The sequence below is a fragment of the Pseudomonas putida genome (assembly GCF_022627325.1).
In the GTDB taxonomy this organism is placed as follows: Bacteria; Pseudomonadota; Gammaproteobacteria; order Pseudomonadales; family Pseudomonadaceae; genus Aquipseudomonas; species Aquipseudomonas putida_X.
Map to the genome: position 1 here is coordinate 58744 of NZ_JAETZZ010000012.1, position 17686 is coordinate 76429.

Genomic DNA, 17686 nt, shown 5'->3' on the forward strand with positions numbered 1-17686 from the left:
CACCCTCATGCTTCACGAGTTGTTCAGTGTCTACCTGAAGATGCTGGTGCTCTACAGCCCGTTCTTCGTGCTGTCGTGCTTCATCAGCCTGACCCGTGGCCACTCCAGCAAGGAGCGCAAGCAGCTAGCCTGGAAGGTTGCGTTCGCCGCATTGGTGGCCAGTGTGTTGCTGTACCTGTTCGGGCGGGCGATCTTCGGCATTTTCGGCATCACGGCCGATGCCTTCCGCATCGGCGCCGGCAGCGTGCTGTTCATCTCGGCATTGGGGATGGCCCAGGGCAAACCGGCCGTGCAGGCCGACAATGTGCAGCAGGACGTGACCATCGTACCGCTGACGATCCCGCTCACCGTAGGCCCGGGCACCATCGGCGCGCTGCTGGTGATGGGCGTCAGCCAGCCGCACTGGGACGACAAGTTACTGGCCATCGTCAGTATCGCGCTGGCCAGCTTCACCGTGGGCCTGGTGCTGTATCTGTCGCACGGCATCGAGCGCATTCTCGGTGAGCAAGGCCTGCAGATCGTCAGCCGCCTGATGGGGCTGTTCGTCTGCGCCTTGGCGGCGCAGATCATCTTCACCGGCATCAGGGGCTACCTGGTCGGCTAGCCCCGCCGCTTATGGCGCAACAGGGTACCAGCGCGGGGTATAGACCCACTGCCCACCCTCGGCACGGGCAAAGGTGCAGGTCGTGGAAGAACCGACCAGTACCATGGTGCGCATGTCGACCATCTCTGGCACCAACTCGGCGAGGGTGACCACCTTGAGCGTCTGCCCCGGCCTGCCGATGTCACGCCCCAGCACTACGGGTGTATCGCCATACCGGTGCTGGCGCACGATTTCCAGCGCGCGGCCAAGCTGCCAGGGGCGCGAACGCGAGATCGGGTTGTAGAAGGCCAGCACCAGGTCGGCCTGAGCTGCCAGGCCCAGCCGATGTTCGATGGTCGACCACGGTTTGAGATTGTCCGAAAGCGACATCACGCAGAAGTCATGCCCCAGCGGCGCGCCTGCTTGAGCGGCGGTGGCCAGCGAGGCCGAAACTCCCGGCAGGATCTGCAGATCGACCCGATGCCAGGCGGGGTCAGAGGACCCGTGCAGCGCTTCCAGCACGGCTGCGGCCATGGCGAAGACCCCCGGGTCACCCGACGACACCACCACCACCGAGCGCCCCTGGGCAGCAAGCTCGAAAGCATGACGCGCGCGCTGCATCTCTTCGCGATTGTCGGTGCAATGTTGCACCTGGTCGTCGCGGAACGGCCCGGCCATGCGCACGTAGGTTTCGTAACCGAGAATGTCCTCGGCGCGTGCCAGCTCGGCTTTGACCGCCGGCACCATCAGCTCGGCGGCGCCAGGGCCAAGGCCGATGACGGCCAGGCGACCACGCTTGCGCCCCAGCTGGTTGACCTTGACTGGCGCCGATGCCAGCGCGATGACCAGGCCCGCCTGCTCGATCAGGCGCGCATCCGGCAGTGCTGCGGCGGCCATGCTGACAAGCGTGCTTTCTTTGGCCGCAAAACGCAGTGCGACACCCAGCGTCTCGGCCGCTGCCAGCAAGGACGGTTCGGCCATGGCCTGTTCGGCGGCCAGCAGGCACGCCAGTGACTGCTCGGCGATGCCCGCTTCACGCAGGGCATCATTGACGCGTTCGACCAGATCAGCGCCGCCCGCATCCACCGCAACCACCACCGAACGGGGGCGGATCAGCAACTCGTCACGGCTGGCCGGGCGCGCAGTGCATCCCACATGAATGGTGCGCTGGGCGGCTTCACTGGTTGGCAATTGGGCCTGAGCCAGCCACGGCGCATCGCCCTCGATGCGTACGGCTTCACCCGCCAGCAGATCGGAAACGAAACGCTTGCCCTGTTCGATGTCCGCCAGGGCGTAGCCTTCGGGTGGGTTCAGCAGGCAAGTGCCGAAACGCAGCTCGCCACTGGTGGTGATCGCCGGGGCCACGCCCAGCGCCTCAGCGATCTCCCGGGCCATGAGGTTGACGCCGCTCAGCCCGCCCAGCAGCGGCACTACCGCACTGCCGTCCTCGGCCACCGCCAGCACCGGCGGCTCCGCGCCTTTCTCGCTGAGCAGGCTGGCCAGGCTACGGATGACGATACCCGCCGCACACAGGGCAATGATCGGCGTGTCTTGCCGGTAGAGCTCGCGCAACGTGTCGCCAAAGTTTTCGTAATACTGGTCGGCCAGGTCGACCCGACCACTCAGGCCGTGCAGCGTTGCCTGTGGATACCGCTGCTGAATGCGCCGCGCGGTGGCCACGCTGCCAGCGCCGAGCACGATGATCGCCGGTGCCTTGTGCATGCTCATCCCTGCCATTTTTCACCCGGCACGATGATCAGCGAGAAGTACGGTGATGACTGTGGGTCCACCTGGTCCAGCGCGACGATTTTCTGATTGGCCATGGTCGCCCGTTCCACGTACAGCGCTCGGCTGTCCAGGCCCAGTTCGCCCAGCACCTGCCGCACCTTGGGGAAGTTGCGGCCCAGCTTCATGATTACCGCCGCGTCGGCGTCGGCCAGGCGCCGCTTGAGCTCTTCGGCCGGCAGCACGCCCGACAGCACCGACAGGCTCTGGTTGCGGTAAACCAAAGGAGCCCCCAGTACCGAGGCGCCGCCCAGCATCGAGCAGACGCCAGGGATCACTTGCGCGTCATAGCGTTGCGCCAGACGGTCGTGCAGGTACATGTAGGAGCCGTAAAAGAACGGGTCACCCTCGCAGATCACCGCCACATCGCGGCCAGCATCGAGGTGTTCGGCCACCTGCACGCTGGCCTCGTCATAGAAATCGCTGATGACCTGCTCGTAGGACAACGGTGCCGGCAACGCCTCGGTGGTCACCGGATAGACCAACGGCAGCAGCGTTTGCGCTGGCTGCAGGTGCGACTCGATGATGCCGAAGGCATTGCCACGCTTGCCCTTGGCCACGAAGTAGGCGACCACCGGGGCCTCGCGTAGCAAGCGCAGGGCCTTGAGGGTGATCAGCTCAGGGTCGCCAGGGCCTACGCCCAGGCCCAGCAGACGTCCACGCGGCGCCATCATTCCACCTCCGTGGCGAGGGCATTGACCGCCGCCGCCGCCATCGCGCTACCGCCCAGGCGGCCCTGCATGATCACGAAGGGTACCCCTCGGCTATCTGCGGCAAGCATGGCCTTGGACTCCGCCGCACCGACGAAGCCAACCGGGAAGCCGAGGATCAGCGCAGGCTTGGGTGCACCTGCATCGATCATTTCCAGCAAGTAGAACAGTGCGGTCGGTGCGTTGCCGATCACCACCACGCTGCCCTCCAGGTAGGGCCGCCACAGTTCCAGGGCCACCGCCGAGCGGGTATTGCCGGCATCTTTGGCCAAGGCTGGGACACTCGGGTCGCGCAGGGTGCAGATCACGTTGTTGTCAGCGGGCAAGCGTGCACGGGTGATACCTTCGGCGACCATGTGCGCATCGCATAGGATCGGCGCGCCGTTGGCCAGGGCCTCGCGCCCGGCGCGGCCTGCACCTTCGGAAAACTGCAGGCCGTCGATGGCCTCGACCATGCCGCAGGCATGGATCACACGAACGGCGAGTTTCTCAAGGTCCGCGGGGATCCGCTCGAGCCGGGCCTCCTCACGGATGATCCGGAAAGAATTGCGATAGATCTCCTGACCATCGCGGATGTAATCAATCATCAAGGTGCTCCGTCGGCAGGTCGAGCATGGCGCCTGCTTCGTTCAAGGTGAGGTTGGCGGCGCGCAGGGCGCCGAAGCCCGGCAGCCGCGCGTCACGCAAATAGAGGTCATAGCGGCCCGGCGAGCGGGCCAGCAGCGTGGCCGGGGCGACATGGGCCACGGCGCAGGATCGGGGGCAACCCGACAGGTGCACACTGGCAGGCGCGCCCGCAGGCAACAGGGCGGCCAGGGCCACGGCATCGGCCTTGGTATCGCCGTGCGCCTTGGCGCAGCCGCTGGCGCCGGTGCAGGCAACCAGGCGGGCCAGGGGCTCATGGCTGTGGCACAGCCAGCCAAGGGCCGAAAGCTCACGTTGCGCCGCAGCGATGCGCGTGCCAGCGATAGAGGTCAGCATCAGGCTTTGCCAGGGGCTCAGGCGCAGGCTGCCATCGCCGTGTTCACGGGCGATGCGCGCCGCACCGCGCAGCATGTCGGCGTTGAGCCTGCCAAGCGGCGGGGCAATGCCCAGGGCCATGCCTTGCTGCTGCTGAACGGCGCCGAGCCATGAGCGGTGGCTCGCTGCGCGGCGCCACGCGAGCACGGCATCATCCCGGCGGATTTGCAGCCCCAGCCCCTCGATGAACCGCTCCACTGAGCAGTTTTCCAGCAACTGGCGCATGCGCGCCTGCTCCGGGCTGGCCAGATCGAGAAAGCGCTCAAGCACTGCACGCACCAATTCCAGCCCCTGCTCTACCGGCACCGCACCCAGCACCTGGCCGTCAGCCGGGCAGCCGGCCAGGCCGAACGCCAGCCAGGTGCGTTGTTCGAGCCGCAATGCGCAAAGCCATAGATCGTGTGGGTGCTCGAGCATCGCCAGGCCTTCGCCGCCGTCCAGTTGCAGGGCGAACTTGGCCGATAACTGATGAAAGCGCGGCGTGCCTTGCAGCAGGTCGAGGATGTGTTCGGCCAGGGGGCGAACATCCAGCACCATCGAGGGGTCATGCCCGGCCAAAGGGCTGAGCATCAGGTTGCGCACATCGTCACTGGCGGCATCGCGGGGGCCCAGGCCTGCTGCCAGCAGGCTTTCGATCAGGCCGGCGTGATCATCGCCAATGCCACGGATCTGCAGATTGCCGCGGTTGGTCGCCTCGATCACGCCACCGGCGAAGCGCTCGGCAGCCGCCGCCACGGCATCGGCCTGATCGGCCAGCAACAGCCCACCGGGCAGCTTGATCCGGCAGATCCCGCCATCCAGGGCGCTGACGATGCGCCACAACCCCGGGCAAGCCGAGGGACGGGGCGACACGGGTGGGGTATGGACCTGCTTCAAAGGGGCGTCCGGCAATCGCTGAAAATGCGCTTGAGTGTAGAAGGCGCGGTATTATGCCTGCTTTGTCCGGCGGCATGAAAAGCCGGTGGTCGAGCATCGCTGGCGATTGAACAGAAATTCATCACCGCGTCGCCCCCCTTTGCCGGCTGAGGGGGGCAACGCGCCCCCAAAAATGGCGGATCGGAAACACATGACACCCTGGCTGACAGTAATTGGCATCGGCGAAGACGGCTTCAGTGGGCTAGGCAAGCAAGCCCGGCGCGCCCTGCTCGGCGCTTCGCGGATCATCGGCAGCCCACGTCAGCTGGCCCTGCTACCGCGCTGCGTGAGCGCCGCCCGAGAGGATTGGCCGAGCCCGTTCTCGCTCGCCCCGGTACTGGCCCGGCGCGGTGAGCAGGTGTGCGTGCTCGCCAGCGGTGACCCGATGTTCTACGGCGTCGGCGCCAGCCTGGCGCGGCAGGTGCCGGCCCAAGAGCTGCAGGTACTGTCGATGCCCTCTTCCTGCGCCTTGGCCGCCGCCCGCCTTGGCTGGCCGCTGCAGGACGTGCAGGTGGTGTCAGTGGTCGCACGCCCCCTGGCCGCTCTCAACGCCCACCTTTACAGCGGGATGCGCCTGCTGGTGCTGAGCAACGACGGTGACAGCCCTGCAGCCATCGCCGCCCTGCTGCGCGAGCGCGGTTTCGGGCCGAGCCGCCTGCAGGTTTTCGAGCACCTCGGCGGCCCTGCCGAACGCCACCTGGCGGGCATCGCCGATGATTGGGCCCAGCCCCAGGTGGCCGCGCTGAACCTGGTTGCCATCGAGTGCCAGGCCACGGCCGACGCTCCGCGGCGCTCACCCACGGCCGGCCTGCCGGACGATGCGTTCCGGCACGACGGCCAGCTGACCAAACGTGACGTACGCGCCATCACCCTGGCCCGCCTGGCCCCGCAGCCAGGCGAGTTGCTGTGGGACGTGGGCGCAGGCTGTGGCTCGATCGGCATCGAGTGGATGCGCGCCCACCCGGCCTGCCGAACACTGGCAATCGAAGCCGACGAGGGCCGCCAGGGCTTCATCGAGTACAACCGTGATGCCCTGGGTGTCCCCGGCCTGCAACTGGTGCGCGGCAAGGCACCGCAGGCCTTGGCCGAGCTGGAGCGCCCGGATGCGATCTTCATCGGCGGCGGCGTCACCCGGGAAGGCGTGCTGCCGTTGTGCTGGGAGCGGCTGCGCCCAGGGGGGCGATTGGTGGCCAATGCCGTGACACTGCAAAGCGAACTGGCACTGGCGCACTTTCGCCAACTGCACGGCGGTGAACTGACGCGCATCCATGTCGCCCAGGCCCAGCCATTGGGCGCCTTCGACACTTGGCGCCAGGCATTGCCGATCACGTTGCTCGACGTGGTGAAGCCCCTCGATGCGTGAAGAAACCCGCGAACAACCGGCGCCACTGCGCAGCGGCCTGACCACCGGCAGCTGCGCCACGGCCACCAGCCTGGCGGCAGCGCGCCTGCTGTTGACCGGTGTGAGCGCTGACGCCGTGAGCATCACCCTGCCCAAGGGCAAGGTGGTACAGATGCGCCTGGAATTCTGCCGCCGCGAGGGCGAGCACGCCGAAGCTGGCACACTCAAGGACGCCGGCGACGACCCCGATGTCACCCATGGCGCGCTGCTCTACAGCCAAGTGCGTTTACAGCAAGCGCCGGGCATACGCTTTGTCGCTGGGGTGGGTGTCGGTACCGTCACCCGCCCCGGTCTGGTACTCGCCGTGGGCGAGCCGGCGATCAACCCGGTACCGCGGCGCATGATCAGCGAACACCTGCAGCAACTGGCCAACGACTGCGCCTACCGCGGCGGCTTCGAAGTCACGGTCAACGTAGCGGGCGGCGAGCAGTTGGCGCTCAAGACCATGAACCCGCGCCTGGGCATCCTCGGCGGGTTGTCGATTCTCGGTACCAGCGGCATCGTGCGGCCCTTCTCCTGCGCGGCCTACATCGCCTCCATCCACCAGGGCATCGATGTCGCCCACACCAATGGCTATACCCATATCGCCGCCTGCACCGGCAATGCCAGCGAAGACACCATGCGCCGCGTGTACGGCCTGCCGGAAATTGCCTTGATCGAGATGGGCGACTTTGTCGGCGCGGTGCTCAAGCACCTGCGCAAGGTGCCGGTGCCACGCCTTTCACTGTGCGGTGGGTTTGGCAAGGTCAGCAAGCTGGCTGCCGGGCACATGGACCTGCACAGCCGCCACTCGAGCATCGACCTGCCGCAACTGGCCGGCTGGGCCGCAGACATCGGCGCCGATGCCGACCTGCAGGCCGCGATCAGGGCAGCCAACACCAGCCAGCAAGCCTTGGCGCTGGCGCACGCCGCCGGCATAGCCTTGGGCGATGCGGTTTGCGAGCACGCCCTGGCGTTCGCCCGCAGCGTGGTGCCTGCACAGGTGCAGGTGGAAGTGTTCGCCATCGACCGCCAGGGCGGCATCGTCGGCAAGGCAGGTGTGCAATGAACCGGCGCATCCTGCTGCTCGGCGGTGTCACCGAGGCACTGGCCATCGCCCGCCAGCTTGGGCCGCAGCATGTCTACAGCCTGGCTGGCATCGGCCGGGTGCCGGAAGGCCTGGCCTGCCAGGTGCGGGTCGGCGGCTATGGCGGGGCTGAAGGCCTGGCCGCCTACCTGCGCGAGGCGGGTATCACGTTGCTGATAGACGCCACCCACCCCTACGCCGCGCAGATCAGCCGCAATGCCGCCGCCGCCGCACGCGCCGTGGGCATCCCGTGCTGGGCCTTGCGTCGCCCGGCATGGCAGGCCCAGCCCGGTGACGACTGGCGCGAGGTGGAGGACTGGGCGGGGCTGATCCATGCACTCAAGCCATTCCGTCGGCCGTTGTTCACCTTGGGGCGCGAGCCGCTGCAGCATCTGGATGAGATTCCGCCAGAGCAGTTCTGGACCCTGAGGGCGTTACAGGCCTGCCCGGGTAACGATCGCTGCGAAGTGATCGGTGCGCGCGGGCCGTTTCACCTTGACGATGAGCGGACGCTGTTCGCCCGGCGCGCTATCGATGTGCTGGTCAGCAAGAACAGCGGCAGCGTTGCGACCGAGCCCAAGCTTGAGGTGGCGCGGGAACTTGGCATTCCGGTGCTCATCCTGAAACGCCCAGCGCTTCCACCCGTGGACCTGGAGCTGACGTCGGTCGCGCAGCTGCTTTCAACGCTGGATCTTGCGTAAGTCGCTTCGAGTCCTACAACCGTTTCAGCGTTTTCCGCTGGCTGTCGAATGGCCATGGGCCGCTGCGCTGGCGTAAACTCGCCCCTCTCCCCCGGAAGGCGTCAACCATATGGAAATGCAATGGTGGATCTGGCTTGTCTTCGGCATCGCGCTGATCCTGCTCGAACTGATCCTGCCCACGTTCTTCATCATCTGGTTCGGCATCGGTGCCGTGCTGGTGTCACTCATCTCGCTCGCCGCCCCCACCCTGCAACTGGATATGCAGGTACTGGCGTGGGTGCTGTTCTCCTCGGTCACCACCGCACTCTGGTTCAAGCTGTTCCGGCGCAAGCAGCCGGATGTGCGCTGGACGGCCGACAGCGTGATCGGCGAAGTGGGGCTGCTGATCAGCAGCGTTTCGCAATTCCAGAAAGGCCGTGTGCGGTTTCAGAAACCGATACTGGGCAACGAGGAATGGGTCTGCGTCGCCGACAGCGATATCCCGTCAGGCGAGCGTGTACGTCTTGTCGCCATCGAAGGCAATACTGCCCGGGTCATCCGGGCCTAACCGCACTAAAAGGAAGTTCACATCATGACCAGCCTCATCGTCGTCGGCACGCTCGCCGTTTTCGTCCTGATCACTGTCTTCAAGGGCGTACGCATCGTACCCCAGGGGGAGGAGTGGATCGTCGAGCGTCTGGGGCGCTACCACAGCACGCTCAAGCCTGGCCTGAACATCGTCATCCCGTTCATGGACGTGGTCGCCTACCGCCTGCCGACCAAGGACATCATCCTCGACGTGCAGGAGCAGGAAATCATCACCCGCGACAACGCGGTGATCGTTGCCAATGCCCTGTGTTTCGCCAAGGTGGTCGACCCGCAGAAAGCCTCCTATGGCGTGCAGAATTTCTCGTTCGCCGTCACCAGCCTGACCATGACATCGCTGCGCGCCATCGTCGGCGCCATGGACCTGGACGAAGCGCTGTCCAGCCGCGAGCAGATCAAGGCACGCCTGCGAGAGGCAATGTCCGAACAGACCGAAGACTGGGGTGTGACCGTCCGTTCGGTAGAAATCCAGGACATAAAGCCCTCGCAGAACATGCAACTGGCCATGGAGCGCCAGGCCGCGGCCGAACGTGAACGTAAAGCCGACGTGACCCGTGCTGAAGGTGCCAAGCAGGCCGCCATTCTCGAGGCCCAGGCGCGCCTGCAGTCGGCCAAGCTCGATGCCGAAGCGCAAATCAACCTTGCCGAGGCTTCGGCGAAGGCGATTTCGCTGGTCAAAGAGGCGGTGGGCACTGAGACGGTACCCGCCATGTACTTGCTGGGTGAGCGTTATGTCGGCGCCATGGAGAACCTGGCGAGCAGCAACAATGCAAAAGTGGTGGTGCTGCCGGCTGATTTGCAAGAGACCGTGCGTGGCTTGATGGGCCGTAACAAGGCTTGATGGCTGGAGTAGCTTCATGGCCGGCGATGGGCTCCGCAGCAGCCCATCTACCCGCCTGCGTCACTTCACCGCACCCCATCATTTTTACCTATACTGCGCCGTACAATACCCACCACGATTCCTGACCGGATCTCTCCATGCCCCCACGTCGGCACATCGCCTGGATAGCCTGCCTCGCAGTGCTGTTCAACCTGCTGGCCATGCCGCTGTCCTCTGCCGCGCCCAAGGGCCCGGCAGAGCAGCTGCTGTGGGGGGCTTTCTGTTCCAGCGCGGTTGGTAAGGCCAAGGTAGACGTTCAGGCTCTGGCCAAGATCGACCTCGGCACGCAAAGCGACGATCACTCGAACATGCAGCACTGCTGGTGCTGTTCGGGTGCCACGCCGTTGCTGGCCCTGCCAGGTTATCCGCCACAACTGCACAACCCACCCGCGTTGGCGGCTGCGCATGCGCCACCGCCGGCCGATTACCAAATGACGCCGCGCCAGCTCTGGCCCGCGCTCAATCCCCGCGCCTCTCCCCTGGTCTGAGTTCATCACGCTGTCTACCTGAACCTGAACAGAACGGAGACCTACACCATGCTCAAGCAAGCTCTCATCGTGGCCGCACTGCTGCTGCCCGGCGCTTTCGCCAACGCCCATGAATACACGGTGGGCGAGCTGCATATCGCCCACCCCTGGTCGCTGCAACTGCCGCCGAACGCGCCCAATGTGGCGGCCTACTTCATCGTGCACAACAACAGCAAGGTCGATGACCGCCTGCTCGGCGTAGACAGCCCTATCACCGCTGACGCACAGCTGCACGAACACGTGATGAGTGCCAACGGCGCAATGAAGATGCAGCAGGTGCCTGATGTAGTGGTGCCAGCTGGCAAGGACGTGGTCTTCGCCCCCAGCGCCTACCATGTGATGCTGATGCAGCCCAAGGACCGCAGCCTGCTCAGCGACGGCAAGCGCTTCCCGCTGACCCTGCATTTCGAGAAGGCCGGTGACATCACGGTCGAGGTGGCCGTGCAGAAGCAGCCCCCGGCAGACCAGCCACACGAACACACGCACTGACCCTTCGCTGACTGGCGCTCGCTTTCATGAGCCTGCCACGCAACGGACACAGCCCTAGCACCGGCCCTGAACGCAGGCGCATCGGTGGCGGTTGGCTGAGCCTGTTCGCCATGTGGATGATCTTTATCGGCCCGCTGATCTCCCAGTCGATGCCGATGGATCATCACGCGGGCATGAGCATGCCGATGGGCATGGCGCTGTCCTCGGAGCACAGTCACGCCAGCAATTCGCATCACGGCCACGGCGACGATGGCCAACTGCATGTGATGTGGGAGAAATGCGGCTACTGCAGCCTGTTGTTCAACTGCCCTGCCTTGCCGCAAACCTTCAGCCCACTTGTTGCCGGGCACGCCCTGCCCGTCGCCCTCCTCCCTGCCGCCCCCCTCCAAGGCCATGCCCGACAGGCCATATTTCCCGGTGCGCGCAGCCGCGCGCCACCGTCCTCGATCAGCGTCTGACCCCTGCTGCCGCACGGAGCCTGGAGGCTCCGCGCCCACCCATGACTGATCGACTGGAATCACTATGTCAGGCTGCACCCCTGTATTCGCCCCCTATCTGCGAGGGACGTTCGCCGTATTGTGCGGTTCGCTGCTCGCACCCATGGCCCTGGCCGCCGAACCTGGCCATGAAACGCACGAGCAAGCGCCGCCAGAGCTGAGCCCGACGGTGATCACCGCCATTGCGCCCAGCTCGCCTTTGACCGTTGTCACCAACCCCAAAGACCCGCGCCAGCCCGTGCCGGCCAGCGATGGCGCCGATTACCTCAAGACAATCCCTGGCTTTTCAGCCATCCGCGCCGGTGGCACCAATGGTGACCCGGTGCTGCGCGGCATGTTCGGTTCGCGCCTGAATATCCTCACCAATGGCGGTGTGATGCTCGGTGCCTGCCCCAACCGCATGGACGCACCGACCTCTTACATCGCCCCGGAAACCTATGACCGCCTTACCGTGATCAAAGGCCCGCAAAGCGTGATCTGGGGCCCCGGTGGTTCTGCCGGGACCATTCTCTTCGAACGTGAACCGGAAAAATTCGGCACCCTCGGCAGCCGGATCAACGCCAGCCTGCTGGCCGGTTCCAACGGCCGCTTCGACCAGGTGCTCGACGCCGCCGCAGGCAACAGCCAGGCCTATGCGCGCTTCGTCGGCAACCAGTCGCGCTCGGACGACTATCACGACGGTAACGGCGACACCGTGCCCTCGCGCTGGGACAAATGGAACGGCGATGTGACCCTGGGCTGGACACCCGATCAGGACACCTTGCTCGAACTCACCGCCGGTAAGGGTGACGGCGAGGCCCGCTATGCCGGCCGTGGCATGGACGGTTCGCAGTTCAAGCGCGAAAGCCTGGGCCTGCGCTTTGAAAAGTCCAACCTCGGCGAGGTGCTCGACAAGGTCGAGGCGCAGGTCTACTACAACTACGCCGACCACGTGATGGACAACTACAGCCTGCGCACCCCATCAGGCAGTGGCATGATGGGTATGCCCATGGTCAGCAATGTCGACCGCCGCACCTTGGGCGCGCGCATCAAGGCCACCTGGCGCTGGGCCGACGTGCAACTGATCAGTGGCATCGACGCGCAGACCAACGAACATCGCGAGCGCGGTGGCATGGGCGTTGATGCGCACAAGGGCCAGCCCTGGTCCAAGGACGCCGACTTCCATAACTACGGGGCCTTTGGCGAACTGACCTGGTACGCCACAGGGGTTGACCGGCTGATCACCGGCGCCCGCCTCGATCGCGCCTCTGCCCGCGATTTCCGGGCTGGCAGCGCGACCGAAGGTGATACCCGCGCCGATACGCTACCCAGCGGTTTCGTGCGTTATGAACACGACCTCGCGGCGGTGCCGGCCACCACTTACATTGGCCTTGGCCATGCCCAGCGCTTCCCCGACTACTGGGAGTTGTTCTCGCCCCAGCTGGCGCCCCCTGGCGCAGCCAACGCCTTCGACGGCATCAAGCCAGAAAAGACCACCCAGCTCGACTTCGGCATCCAGTATCGCGACGAGCGTCTTGAAGCCTGGGCTTCGGGTTATGTCGGGCAGATCCGCGACTACATCCTGTTCGACTACCGTAACGGCATGATGGGCATGAGCACCTCCCAGGCGCAGAACATCGATGCCCGCATCATGGGGGGAGAACTGGGCGCCGCCTACAAGCTGACAGACACCTGGAAGGCCGATGCGACCCTGGCCTACGCCTGGGGCAAGAACAGCAGTGACGGCAAGGCACTGCCACAAATGCCACCCCTGGAAAGCCGCATGGGCCTGACCTACAGCCGCGACACCTGGAGCGCCGGGGCCTTGTGGCGGCTGGTGGCTGCACAGAACCGCATCGCCGAGAACCAGGGCAATGTGGTCGGCAAGGACTACGAAAAAAGCGCCGGGTTCGGCGTGTTCTCGCTCAATGGAGCCTACAAGGTGAACAACAACCTCAAGTTCAGTGCAGGCGTCGACAACCTGTTCGACAAGGCCTATTCCGAGCACCTTAACCTGGCCGGCAACGCCGGGTTCGGCTACCCGGCTTCCGATCCACAGCCGGTCAACGAGCCCGGCCGGACGTTCTGGACCAAGGTCGATTTCAGCTTCTGACAACAACGGGCGCGGCTGCTGGCTGCGCCCCTCAGCTGGTCAAACAGGAGGTTCCCATGAGCGGAACACGTGTTTCCTTCTACAACCTGGCCTGGCGTTGGCACTTCTACGCGGGGCTGTTCGTCGCCCCGTTCATGATCCTGCTGGCTATTACCGGGATCATCTACCTGTTCAAACCGCAACTGGACCCGCTGCTGTACCGTGACCTGATGGTGGTCGAGGCCGGCCATCACCGCCAGGGCGCCGACCTGATGCTGGCCGACGTGCGCCAGGCTTACCCCAAAGGCCATGTGGCCCAGTATCTGCCACCCATCGATGCCGAGCGCAGCGCGCAATTCGTGGTACATGACGGCGGGCGCGAACTGAATGTGTTCGTCAACCCCTATAGCGGCAAGATCCTCGGCGAGCAGGATGCCAAGCAGAACCTGCAGGCAGTCGCCCGAGCCCTGCATGGCGAACTGATGGTCGGCACGCTCGGTGACCGCCTGGTGGAACTGGCAGCCGGCTGGGGCATCGTGCTGGTGGTGTCCGGCCTGTACCTGTGGTGGCCGCGCGGGCGCAGCGGCGGTGGCGTGCTGTGGCCACGGCTGTCAGCACGGGGGCGGCTGCTCTGGCGCGACCTGCACGCGGTCAGCGGCTTCTGGGGTTCGGCCCTGTTGCTGCTGATGCTGCTCAGCGGCATGACCTGGACCGGCCTGTGGGGCAAACAGTACGCCGACCTGTGGAACCGCTTCCCGGCAGCGATGTGGAATGACGTGCCCAAGTCCGATCAACAGGCCGGTGAACTGAACAGCGCCCACCGCCAGACGGTGCCCTGGGCCATGGAAAACACGCCGATGCCGCAGTCTGGCGCGCATGCCGAACATGCCGGGCACCACATGATGTCGAACAGGCCAGCGGCACCTCTGGTGAGCCTGCAGCAGGTTCAGGACCTCGCCACCGCGCGCCAGGTGGAGCCCGGCTACAGCATCACCGTGCCGACCACCGCCGACGGCGTATTCACCATCGCCGTGTTCGCCGACGACCCGCGCAACGATGCCACCCTGCATGTTGACCAGTACACCGGCAAGGTACTGGCCGACGTGCGCTGGCAGGACTACAGCCCGGTGGCCCGCGCGACCGAGGTGGGCGTGATGCTGCACGAGGGCAAGATGTTCGGCCCGCTGAACCAGATCATCATTCTGCTGGTGTGCCTGATGATCCTGCTCGGTTCGGTGAGCGGGCTGGTGATGTGGTGGAAGCGCCGGCCGAGCGGCGGCCTGGGGGTGCCGGCGCTACGCCATGACCTGCCGCGCTGGAAGGCGGCGGTAGGGGTGATGGTGGTGCTAGGCGTGATCTTCCCGCTGGTTGGGGTGTCGATGGTGGTGATGTGGGTGGTGGACAGCCTGGTGGTACGGCGCAAGGTGCTGGCCAGCATCTGAGGCCATTGGGGCTGCACAGCGGCCCCTGCTACCGAAAAGTCGAGTCGATCTGTCGCGCCCCGTTTTGGGACGCGCGTGTTAGCCTACGCGGCTTTCACAAAAAGACTGACCCTCAATGGAATGCAGCCGATGACCCGGACCTCTTCCCCTCCTGCTCAAGCGCAGCACCTGCAGCGTAACCTGACCAACCGCCACATCCAGCTGATCGCCATCGGTGGTGCCATCGGCACCGGCCTGTTCATGGGCTCGGGCAAGACCATCAGCCTGGCGGGGCCGTCGATCCTCTTCGTCTACATGATCATCGGCTTCATGCTGTTCTTCGTCATGCGCGCCATGGGCGAACTGCTGCTGTCGAACCTCAACTACAAGTCGTTCATCGATTTCTCGGCCGACCTGCTCGGCCCCTGGGCCGGCTACTTCACCGGCTGGACCTACTGGTTCTGCTGGGTGGTCACCGGTATTGCCGATGTGGTCGCGATTGCCGCCTACACACAGTTCTGGTTCCCGGACCTGCCGCAGTGGATACCCGCGCTGACCTGCGTTGCAGTGCTGCTGTCGCTTAACCTGGTTACCGTGAAGATGTTCGGTGAGATGGAGTTCTGGTTCGCCCTGATCAAGATCCTGGCCATCCTCGGCCTGGTCGCAACCGGCCTGTACATGGTCATCACCGGTTTCGAATCGCCGAGTGGGCGCACCGCACAGCTGGCCAACCTGTGGAATGACGGCGGCATGTTCCCCAATGGCCTGATGGGCTTTTTCGCCGGGTTCCAGATCGCCGTATTCGCCTTCGTCGGCATCGAGCTGGTCGGCACCACCGCCGCCGAAGCGAAGAACCCTGAACGCACCCTGCCAAGGGCGATCAACTCGATACCGATCCGCATCATCGTGTTCTACGTGCTGGCACTGATCGCGATCATGGCGGTGACCCCCTGGCGCGACGTGGTGCCGGGCAAGAGCCCGTTCGTCGAACTGTTCGTGCTGGCCGGCCTGCCGGCGGCGGCGAGCATCATCAACTTCGTGGTGCTGACCTCGGCGGCCTCGTCGGCCAACAGCGGCGTGTTTTCCACCAGCCGCATGCTCTTCGGCCTGGCCCAGGAAGGCGATGCACCGCGCGCATTCGAAAAGTTGTCGAGCCGCGCCGTACCAGCCAACGGCCTGTACTTCTCGTGCACCTGCCTGCTGCTTGGCGCGGTGCTGATCTACATGGTGCCGAATGTGATCGAGGCATTCACCCTGGTGACCACGGTCTCCGCGGTGCTGTTCATGTTTGTCTGGACGCTGATCCTGCTGTCGTACCTGAAGTACCGCAAAACCCGGGCGGCGCTGCACCAGGCGTCGACCTACAAGATGCCGGGCGGGCGCTTCATGTGCTACGTGTGCCTGGCGTTTTTCGCCTTCATCCTGGTGCTGCTGAGCCTGGAAGCGGACACCCGCTCTGCGCTGATCGTTACGCCAATCTGGTTCGTGTTGCTGGCGGTCACCTACCAAGGTGTGCGCAGCAAGCGCCATCCGCGAACGGCGGTGCGCAACAGCTGATGCACCAAGGGGCTGCAAAGCAGCCCCAATGCTGTGCAGGCAAAACATCCAGGCACCATCCTGGACCGGCCCCGCGCCCCAACACCTCGCACAGCCCTTCTATTACGCACCTTTTGCCGTTCGGCACACCCCTTGCAACGCCCCTCCCCGCTTGGCCAACACCAAAAAAAACTCAGCGGAGAGAGCACATGAAGCGTCGCAGTCTGATCAAGGCCTTTACCCTCAGCGCATCGATTGCGGCGATGGGTCTTAGCTGGAGCATCCAGGCCGCCGAGACCATCAAGGTCGGCATCCTGCATTCGCTGTCCGGGACCATGGCGATTTCCGAAACATCGCTCAAGGACATGGCCCTGATGACCATCGACGAGATCAACGCCAAGGGCGGGGTCAACGGCAAGATGCTCGAACCGGTGGTGGTCGACCCTGCATCCAACTGGCCGCTGTTCGCCGAAAAGAGCCGTCAGCTGCTGACCCAGGACAAGGTCGCGGTGGTGTTCGGCTGCTGGACCTCGGTGTCACGCAAGTCGGTGCTGCCAGTGTTCGAAGAGCTCAACGGCTTGCTGTTCTACCCTGTGCAGTACGAAGGCGAAGAGATGTCGCCGAACGTCTTCTACACCGGCGCCGCGCCCAACCAGCAAGCGATTCCCGCCGTGGAATACCTGATGAGCGAAGACGGCGGCAGCGCCAAGCGTTTCTTCCTGCTCGGCACCGACTACGTCTATCCGCGCACCACCAACAAGATCCTGCGCGCCTTCCTGCACAGCAAAGGCGTGGCCGACAAGGATATCGAAGAGGTCTACACCCCGTTCGGCCACGCCGATTACCAGACCATCGTCGCCAACATCAAGAAGTTCTCGGCGGGCGGTAAAACCGCGGTCATCTCCACCGTCAACGGCGACTCCAACGTACCGTTCTACAAGGAACTGGCCAACCAGGGCCTGAAAGCCACCGACGTACCGGTGGTGGCGTTCTCGGTGGGTGAAGAGGAACTGCGCGGCATCGACACCAAGCCGCTGGTAGGCCACCTCGCCGCCTGGAACTACTTCGAATCGGTGGATAACCCGGTCAACCAGAAGTTCGTCGCAGACTGGAAGGCCTATGCCAAAGCCAAGAACTTGCCGGGTGCCGACAAGGCCGTGACCAACGACCCGATGGAAGCCACCTACGTGGGCATCCACATGTGGGCGCAAGCGGCGGAAAAAGCCAAGTCCACCGATGTCGACAAGGTCCGCGAAGCCCTGGGTGGGCAAACCTTCAAGGCCCCGTCCGGCTTCACCCTGACCATGGACAAGACCAACCACCACCTGCACAAGCCGGTGATGATCGGCGAAATCCAGGATGACGGGCAGTTCAGCGTGGTCTGGGAAACCGAGCAACCGCTGCGCGCGCAGCCGTGGAGCCCGTTCATTCCAGGCAACGAAAAGCGCCCTGACTATGCAGTGAAAGGCAACTGAGTGCACTGGGCTGCGCTGCAGCC

The 17686-nt window shown here is 64.9% G+C and carries 17 protein-coding genes; 13 read left to right on the plus strand and 4 right to left on the minus strand.

The window, feature by feature from the left end:
* Positions 1-7 precede the first annotated feature (7 nt).
* Positions 8-604: a MarC family protein gene (locus JNA92_RS19005; RefSeq protein WP_039602487.1), complete on the plus strand. Its 597-nt coding sequence runs from the start codon at positions 8-10 to the stop codon at positions 602-604.
* Between the two features lie 9 nt (positions 605-613).
* Here the strand turns inward: JNA92_RS19005 and cobJ are convergent, their stop codons facing one another.
* The 4 genes from cobJ to cobG are packed head-to-tail and all read right to left on the minus strand — an operon-like array spanning position 614 to position 4989.
* Positions 614-2305 carry a precorrin-3B C(17)-methyltransferase gene (gene cobJ / locus JNA92_RS19010; protein ID WP_241806190.1) on the minus strand — a complete coding sequence of 564 codons (1692 nt, stop codon included), beginning with the start codon at positions 2303-2305 and terminating at the stop codon, positions 614-616.
* Between the two features lie 2 nt (positions 2306-2307).
* Positions 2308-3039, minus strand: coding sequence for a precorrin-2 C(20)-methyltransferase (locus JNA92_RS19015; protein WP_241806191.1), 732 nt, complete (start codon positions 3037-3039; stop codon positions 2308-2310).
* On the minus strand, positions 3039-3665 hold the full coding sequence (locus JNA92_RS19020; protein ID WP_241806192.1) for a precorrin-8X methylmutase: 627 nt from the start codon (positions 3663-3665) through the stop codon (positions 3039-3041). The genes JNA92_RS19015 and JNA92_RS19020 overlap by 1 nt, the downstream gene beginning before the upstream one ends.
* On the minus strand, positions 3658-4989 hold the full coding sequence (cobG, locus tag JNA92_RS19025; protein ID WP_241806193.1) for a precorrin-3B synthase: 1332 nt from the start codon (positions 4987-4989) through the stop codon (positions 3658-3660). Before cobG ends, JNA92_RS19020 begins: the two co-directional genes overlap by 8 nt.
* A gap of 175 nt (positions 4990-5164) precedes the next feature.
* On the opposite strand from cobG, the gene cbiE reads away from it, so the two are divergent.
* The 12 genes from cbiE (at position 5165) to urtA (ending at position 17663) form a co-directional block, all read left to right on the plus strand.
* On the plus strand, positions 5165-6376 hold the full coding sequence (gene cbiE, locus JNA92_RS19030; protein WP_241806194.1) for a precorrin-6y C5,15-methyltransferase (decarboxylating) subunit CbiE: 1212 nt from the start codon (positions 5165-5167) through the stop codon (positions 6374-6376).
* Positions 6369-7463: a cobalt-precorrin-5B (C(1))-methyltransferase gene (locus JNA92_RS19035; RefSeq protein WP_241806195.1), complete on the plus strand. Its 1095-nt coding sequence runs from the start codon at positions 6369-6371 to the stop codon at positions 7461-7463. Before cbiE ends, JNA92_RS19035 begins: the two co-directional genes overlap by 8 nt.
* Complete coding sequence (locus JNA92_RS19040) at positions 7460-8182, plus strand: cobalt-precorrin-6A reductase (RefSeq protein WP_241806196.1); 723 nt, start codon at positions 7460-7462, stop codon at positions 8180-8182. Before JNA92_RS19035 ends, JNA92_RS19040 begins: the two co-directional genes overlap by 4 nt.
* A gap of 109 nt (positions 8183-8291) precedes the next feature.
* A complete protein-coding gene (locus JNA92_RS19045; RefSeq protein WP_241806197.1) occupies positions 8292-8729 on the plus strand; it encodes an NfeD family protein in 438 nt (145 codons plus the stop codon).
* A 24-nt stretch (positions 8730-8753) separates the two neighbouring features.
* The gene (locus tag JNA92_RS19050) at positions 8754-9608 is read left to right on the plus strand and encodes an SPFH domain-containing protein (protein WP_241806198.1); all 855 of its coding nucleotides are present in this window, start codon (positions 8754-8756) and stop codon (positions 9606-9608) included.
* Between the two features lie 137 nt (positions 9609-9745).
* Positions 9746-10135, plus strand: a complete 390-nt coding sequence (locus tag JNA92_RS19055; protein ID WP_241806199.1) for a DUF2946 domain-containing protein — start codon at positions 9746-9748, stop codon at positions 10133-10135.
* A gap of 48 nt (positions 10136-10183) precedes the next feature.
* A complete protein-coding gene (locus JNA92_RS19060; protein WP_241806200.1) occupies positions 10184-10663 on the plus strand; it encodes a copper chaperone PCu(A)C in 480 nt (159 codons plus the stop codon).
* A 26-nt stretch (positions 10664-10689) separates the two neighbouring features.
* On the plus strand, positions 10690-11121 hold the full coding sequence (locus JNA92_RS19065; protein ID WP_241806201.1) for a DUF2946 domain-containing protein: 432 nt from the start codon (positions 10690-10692) through the stop codon (positions 11119-11121).
* Between the two features lie 64 nt (positions 11122-11185).
* Positions 11186-13252 (plus strand): TonB-dependent copper receptor, encoded by a 2067-nt coding sequence (locus tag JNA92_RS19070; protein ID WP_241806202.1) that lies wholly within the window; start codon positions 11186-11188, stop codon positions 13250-13252.
* Between the two features lie 56 nt (positions 13253-13308).
* Complete coding sequence (locus JNA92_RS19075; RefSeq protein ID WP_241806203.1) at positions 13309-14673, plus strand: PepSY-associated TM helix domain-containing protein; 1365 nt, start codon at positions 13309-13311, stop codon at positions 14671-14673.
* A gap of 129 nt (positions 14674-14802) precedes the next feature.
* Positions 14803-16209: a D-serine/D-alanine/glycine transporter gene (gene cycA / locus JNA92_RS19080; RefSeq protein WP_241806204.1), complete on the plus strand. Its 1407-nt coding sequence runs from the start codon at positions 14803-14805 to the stop codon at positions 16207-16209.
* A 188-nt stretch (positions 16210-16397) separates the two neighbouring features.
* Entirely contained in the window at positions 16398-17663 is a 1266-nt protein-coding gene (gene urtA, locus JNA92_RS19085) for an urea ABC transporter substrate-binding protein (protein ID WP_241806205.1), read from the plus strand.
* Positions 17664-17686 lie beyond the last annotated feature (23 nt).

Coding starts and splice junctions, on each gene's coding strand:
- JNA92_RS19005 (WP_039602487.1), top strand. CDS start 8: ATGCTTCACGAGTTGTTCAGTGTCTACCTGAAGATGCTGGTGCTCTAC.
- JNA92_RS19015 (WP_241806191.1), bottom strand. CDS start 3,039: ATGGCGCCGCGTGGACGTCTGCTGGGCCTGGGCGTAGGCCCTGGCGAC.
- JNA92_RS19060 (WP_241806200.1), top strand. CDS start 10,184: ATGCTCAAGCAAGCTCTCATCGTGGCCGCACTGCTGCTGCCCGGCGCT.
- JNA92_RS19035 (WP_241806195.1), top strand. CDS start 6,369: ATGCGTGAAGAAACCCGCGAACAACCGGCGCCACTGCGCAGCGGCCTG.
- JNA92_RS19070 (WP_241806202.1), top strand. CDS start 11,186: ATGTCAGGCTGCACCCCTGTATTCGCCCCCTATCTGCGAGGGACGTTC.
- cobJ (WP_241806190.1), bottom strand. CDS start 2,305: ATGCACAAGGCACCGGCGATCATCGTGCTCGGCGCTGGCAGCGTGGCC.
- cbiE (WP_241806194.1), top strand. CDS start 5,165: ATGACACCCTGGCTGACAGTAATTGGCATCGGCGAAGACGGCTTCAGT.
- JNA92_RS19055 (WP_241806199.1), top strand. CDS start 9,746: ATGCCCCCACGTCGGCACATCGCCTGGATAGCCTGCCTCGCAGTGCTG.
- urtA (WP_241806205.1), top strand. CDS start 16,398: ATGAAGCGTCGCAGTCTGATCAAGGCCTTTACCCTCAGCGCATCGATT.
- JNA92_RS19045 (WP_241806197.1), top strand. CDS start 8,292: ATGGAAATGCAATGGTGGATCTGGCTTGTCTTCGGCATCGCGCTGATC.
- JNA92_RS19020 (WP_241806192.1), bottom strand. CDS start 3,665: ATGATTGATTACATCCGCGATGGTCAGGAGATCTATCGCAATTCTTTC.
- JNA92_RS19050 (WP_241806198.1), top strand. CDS start 8,754: ATGACCAGCCTCATCGTCGTCGGCACGCTCGCCGTTTTCGTCCTGATC.
- JNA92_RS19040 (WP_241806196.1), top strand. CDS start 7,460: ATGAACCGGCGCATCCTGCTGCTCGGCGGTGTCACCGAGGCACTGGCC.
- cycA (WP_241806204.1), top strand. CDS start 14,803: ATGACCCGGACCTCTTCCCCTCCTGCTCAAGCGCAGCACCTGCAGCGT.
- JNA92_RS19075 (WP_241806203.1), top strand. CDS start 13,309: ATGAGCGGAACACGTGTTTCCTTCTACAACCTGGCCTGGCGTTGGCAC.
- JNA92_RS19065 (WP_241806201.1), top strand. CDS start 10,690: ATGAGCCTGCCACGCAACGGACACAGCCCTAGCACCGGCCCTGAACGC.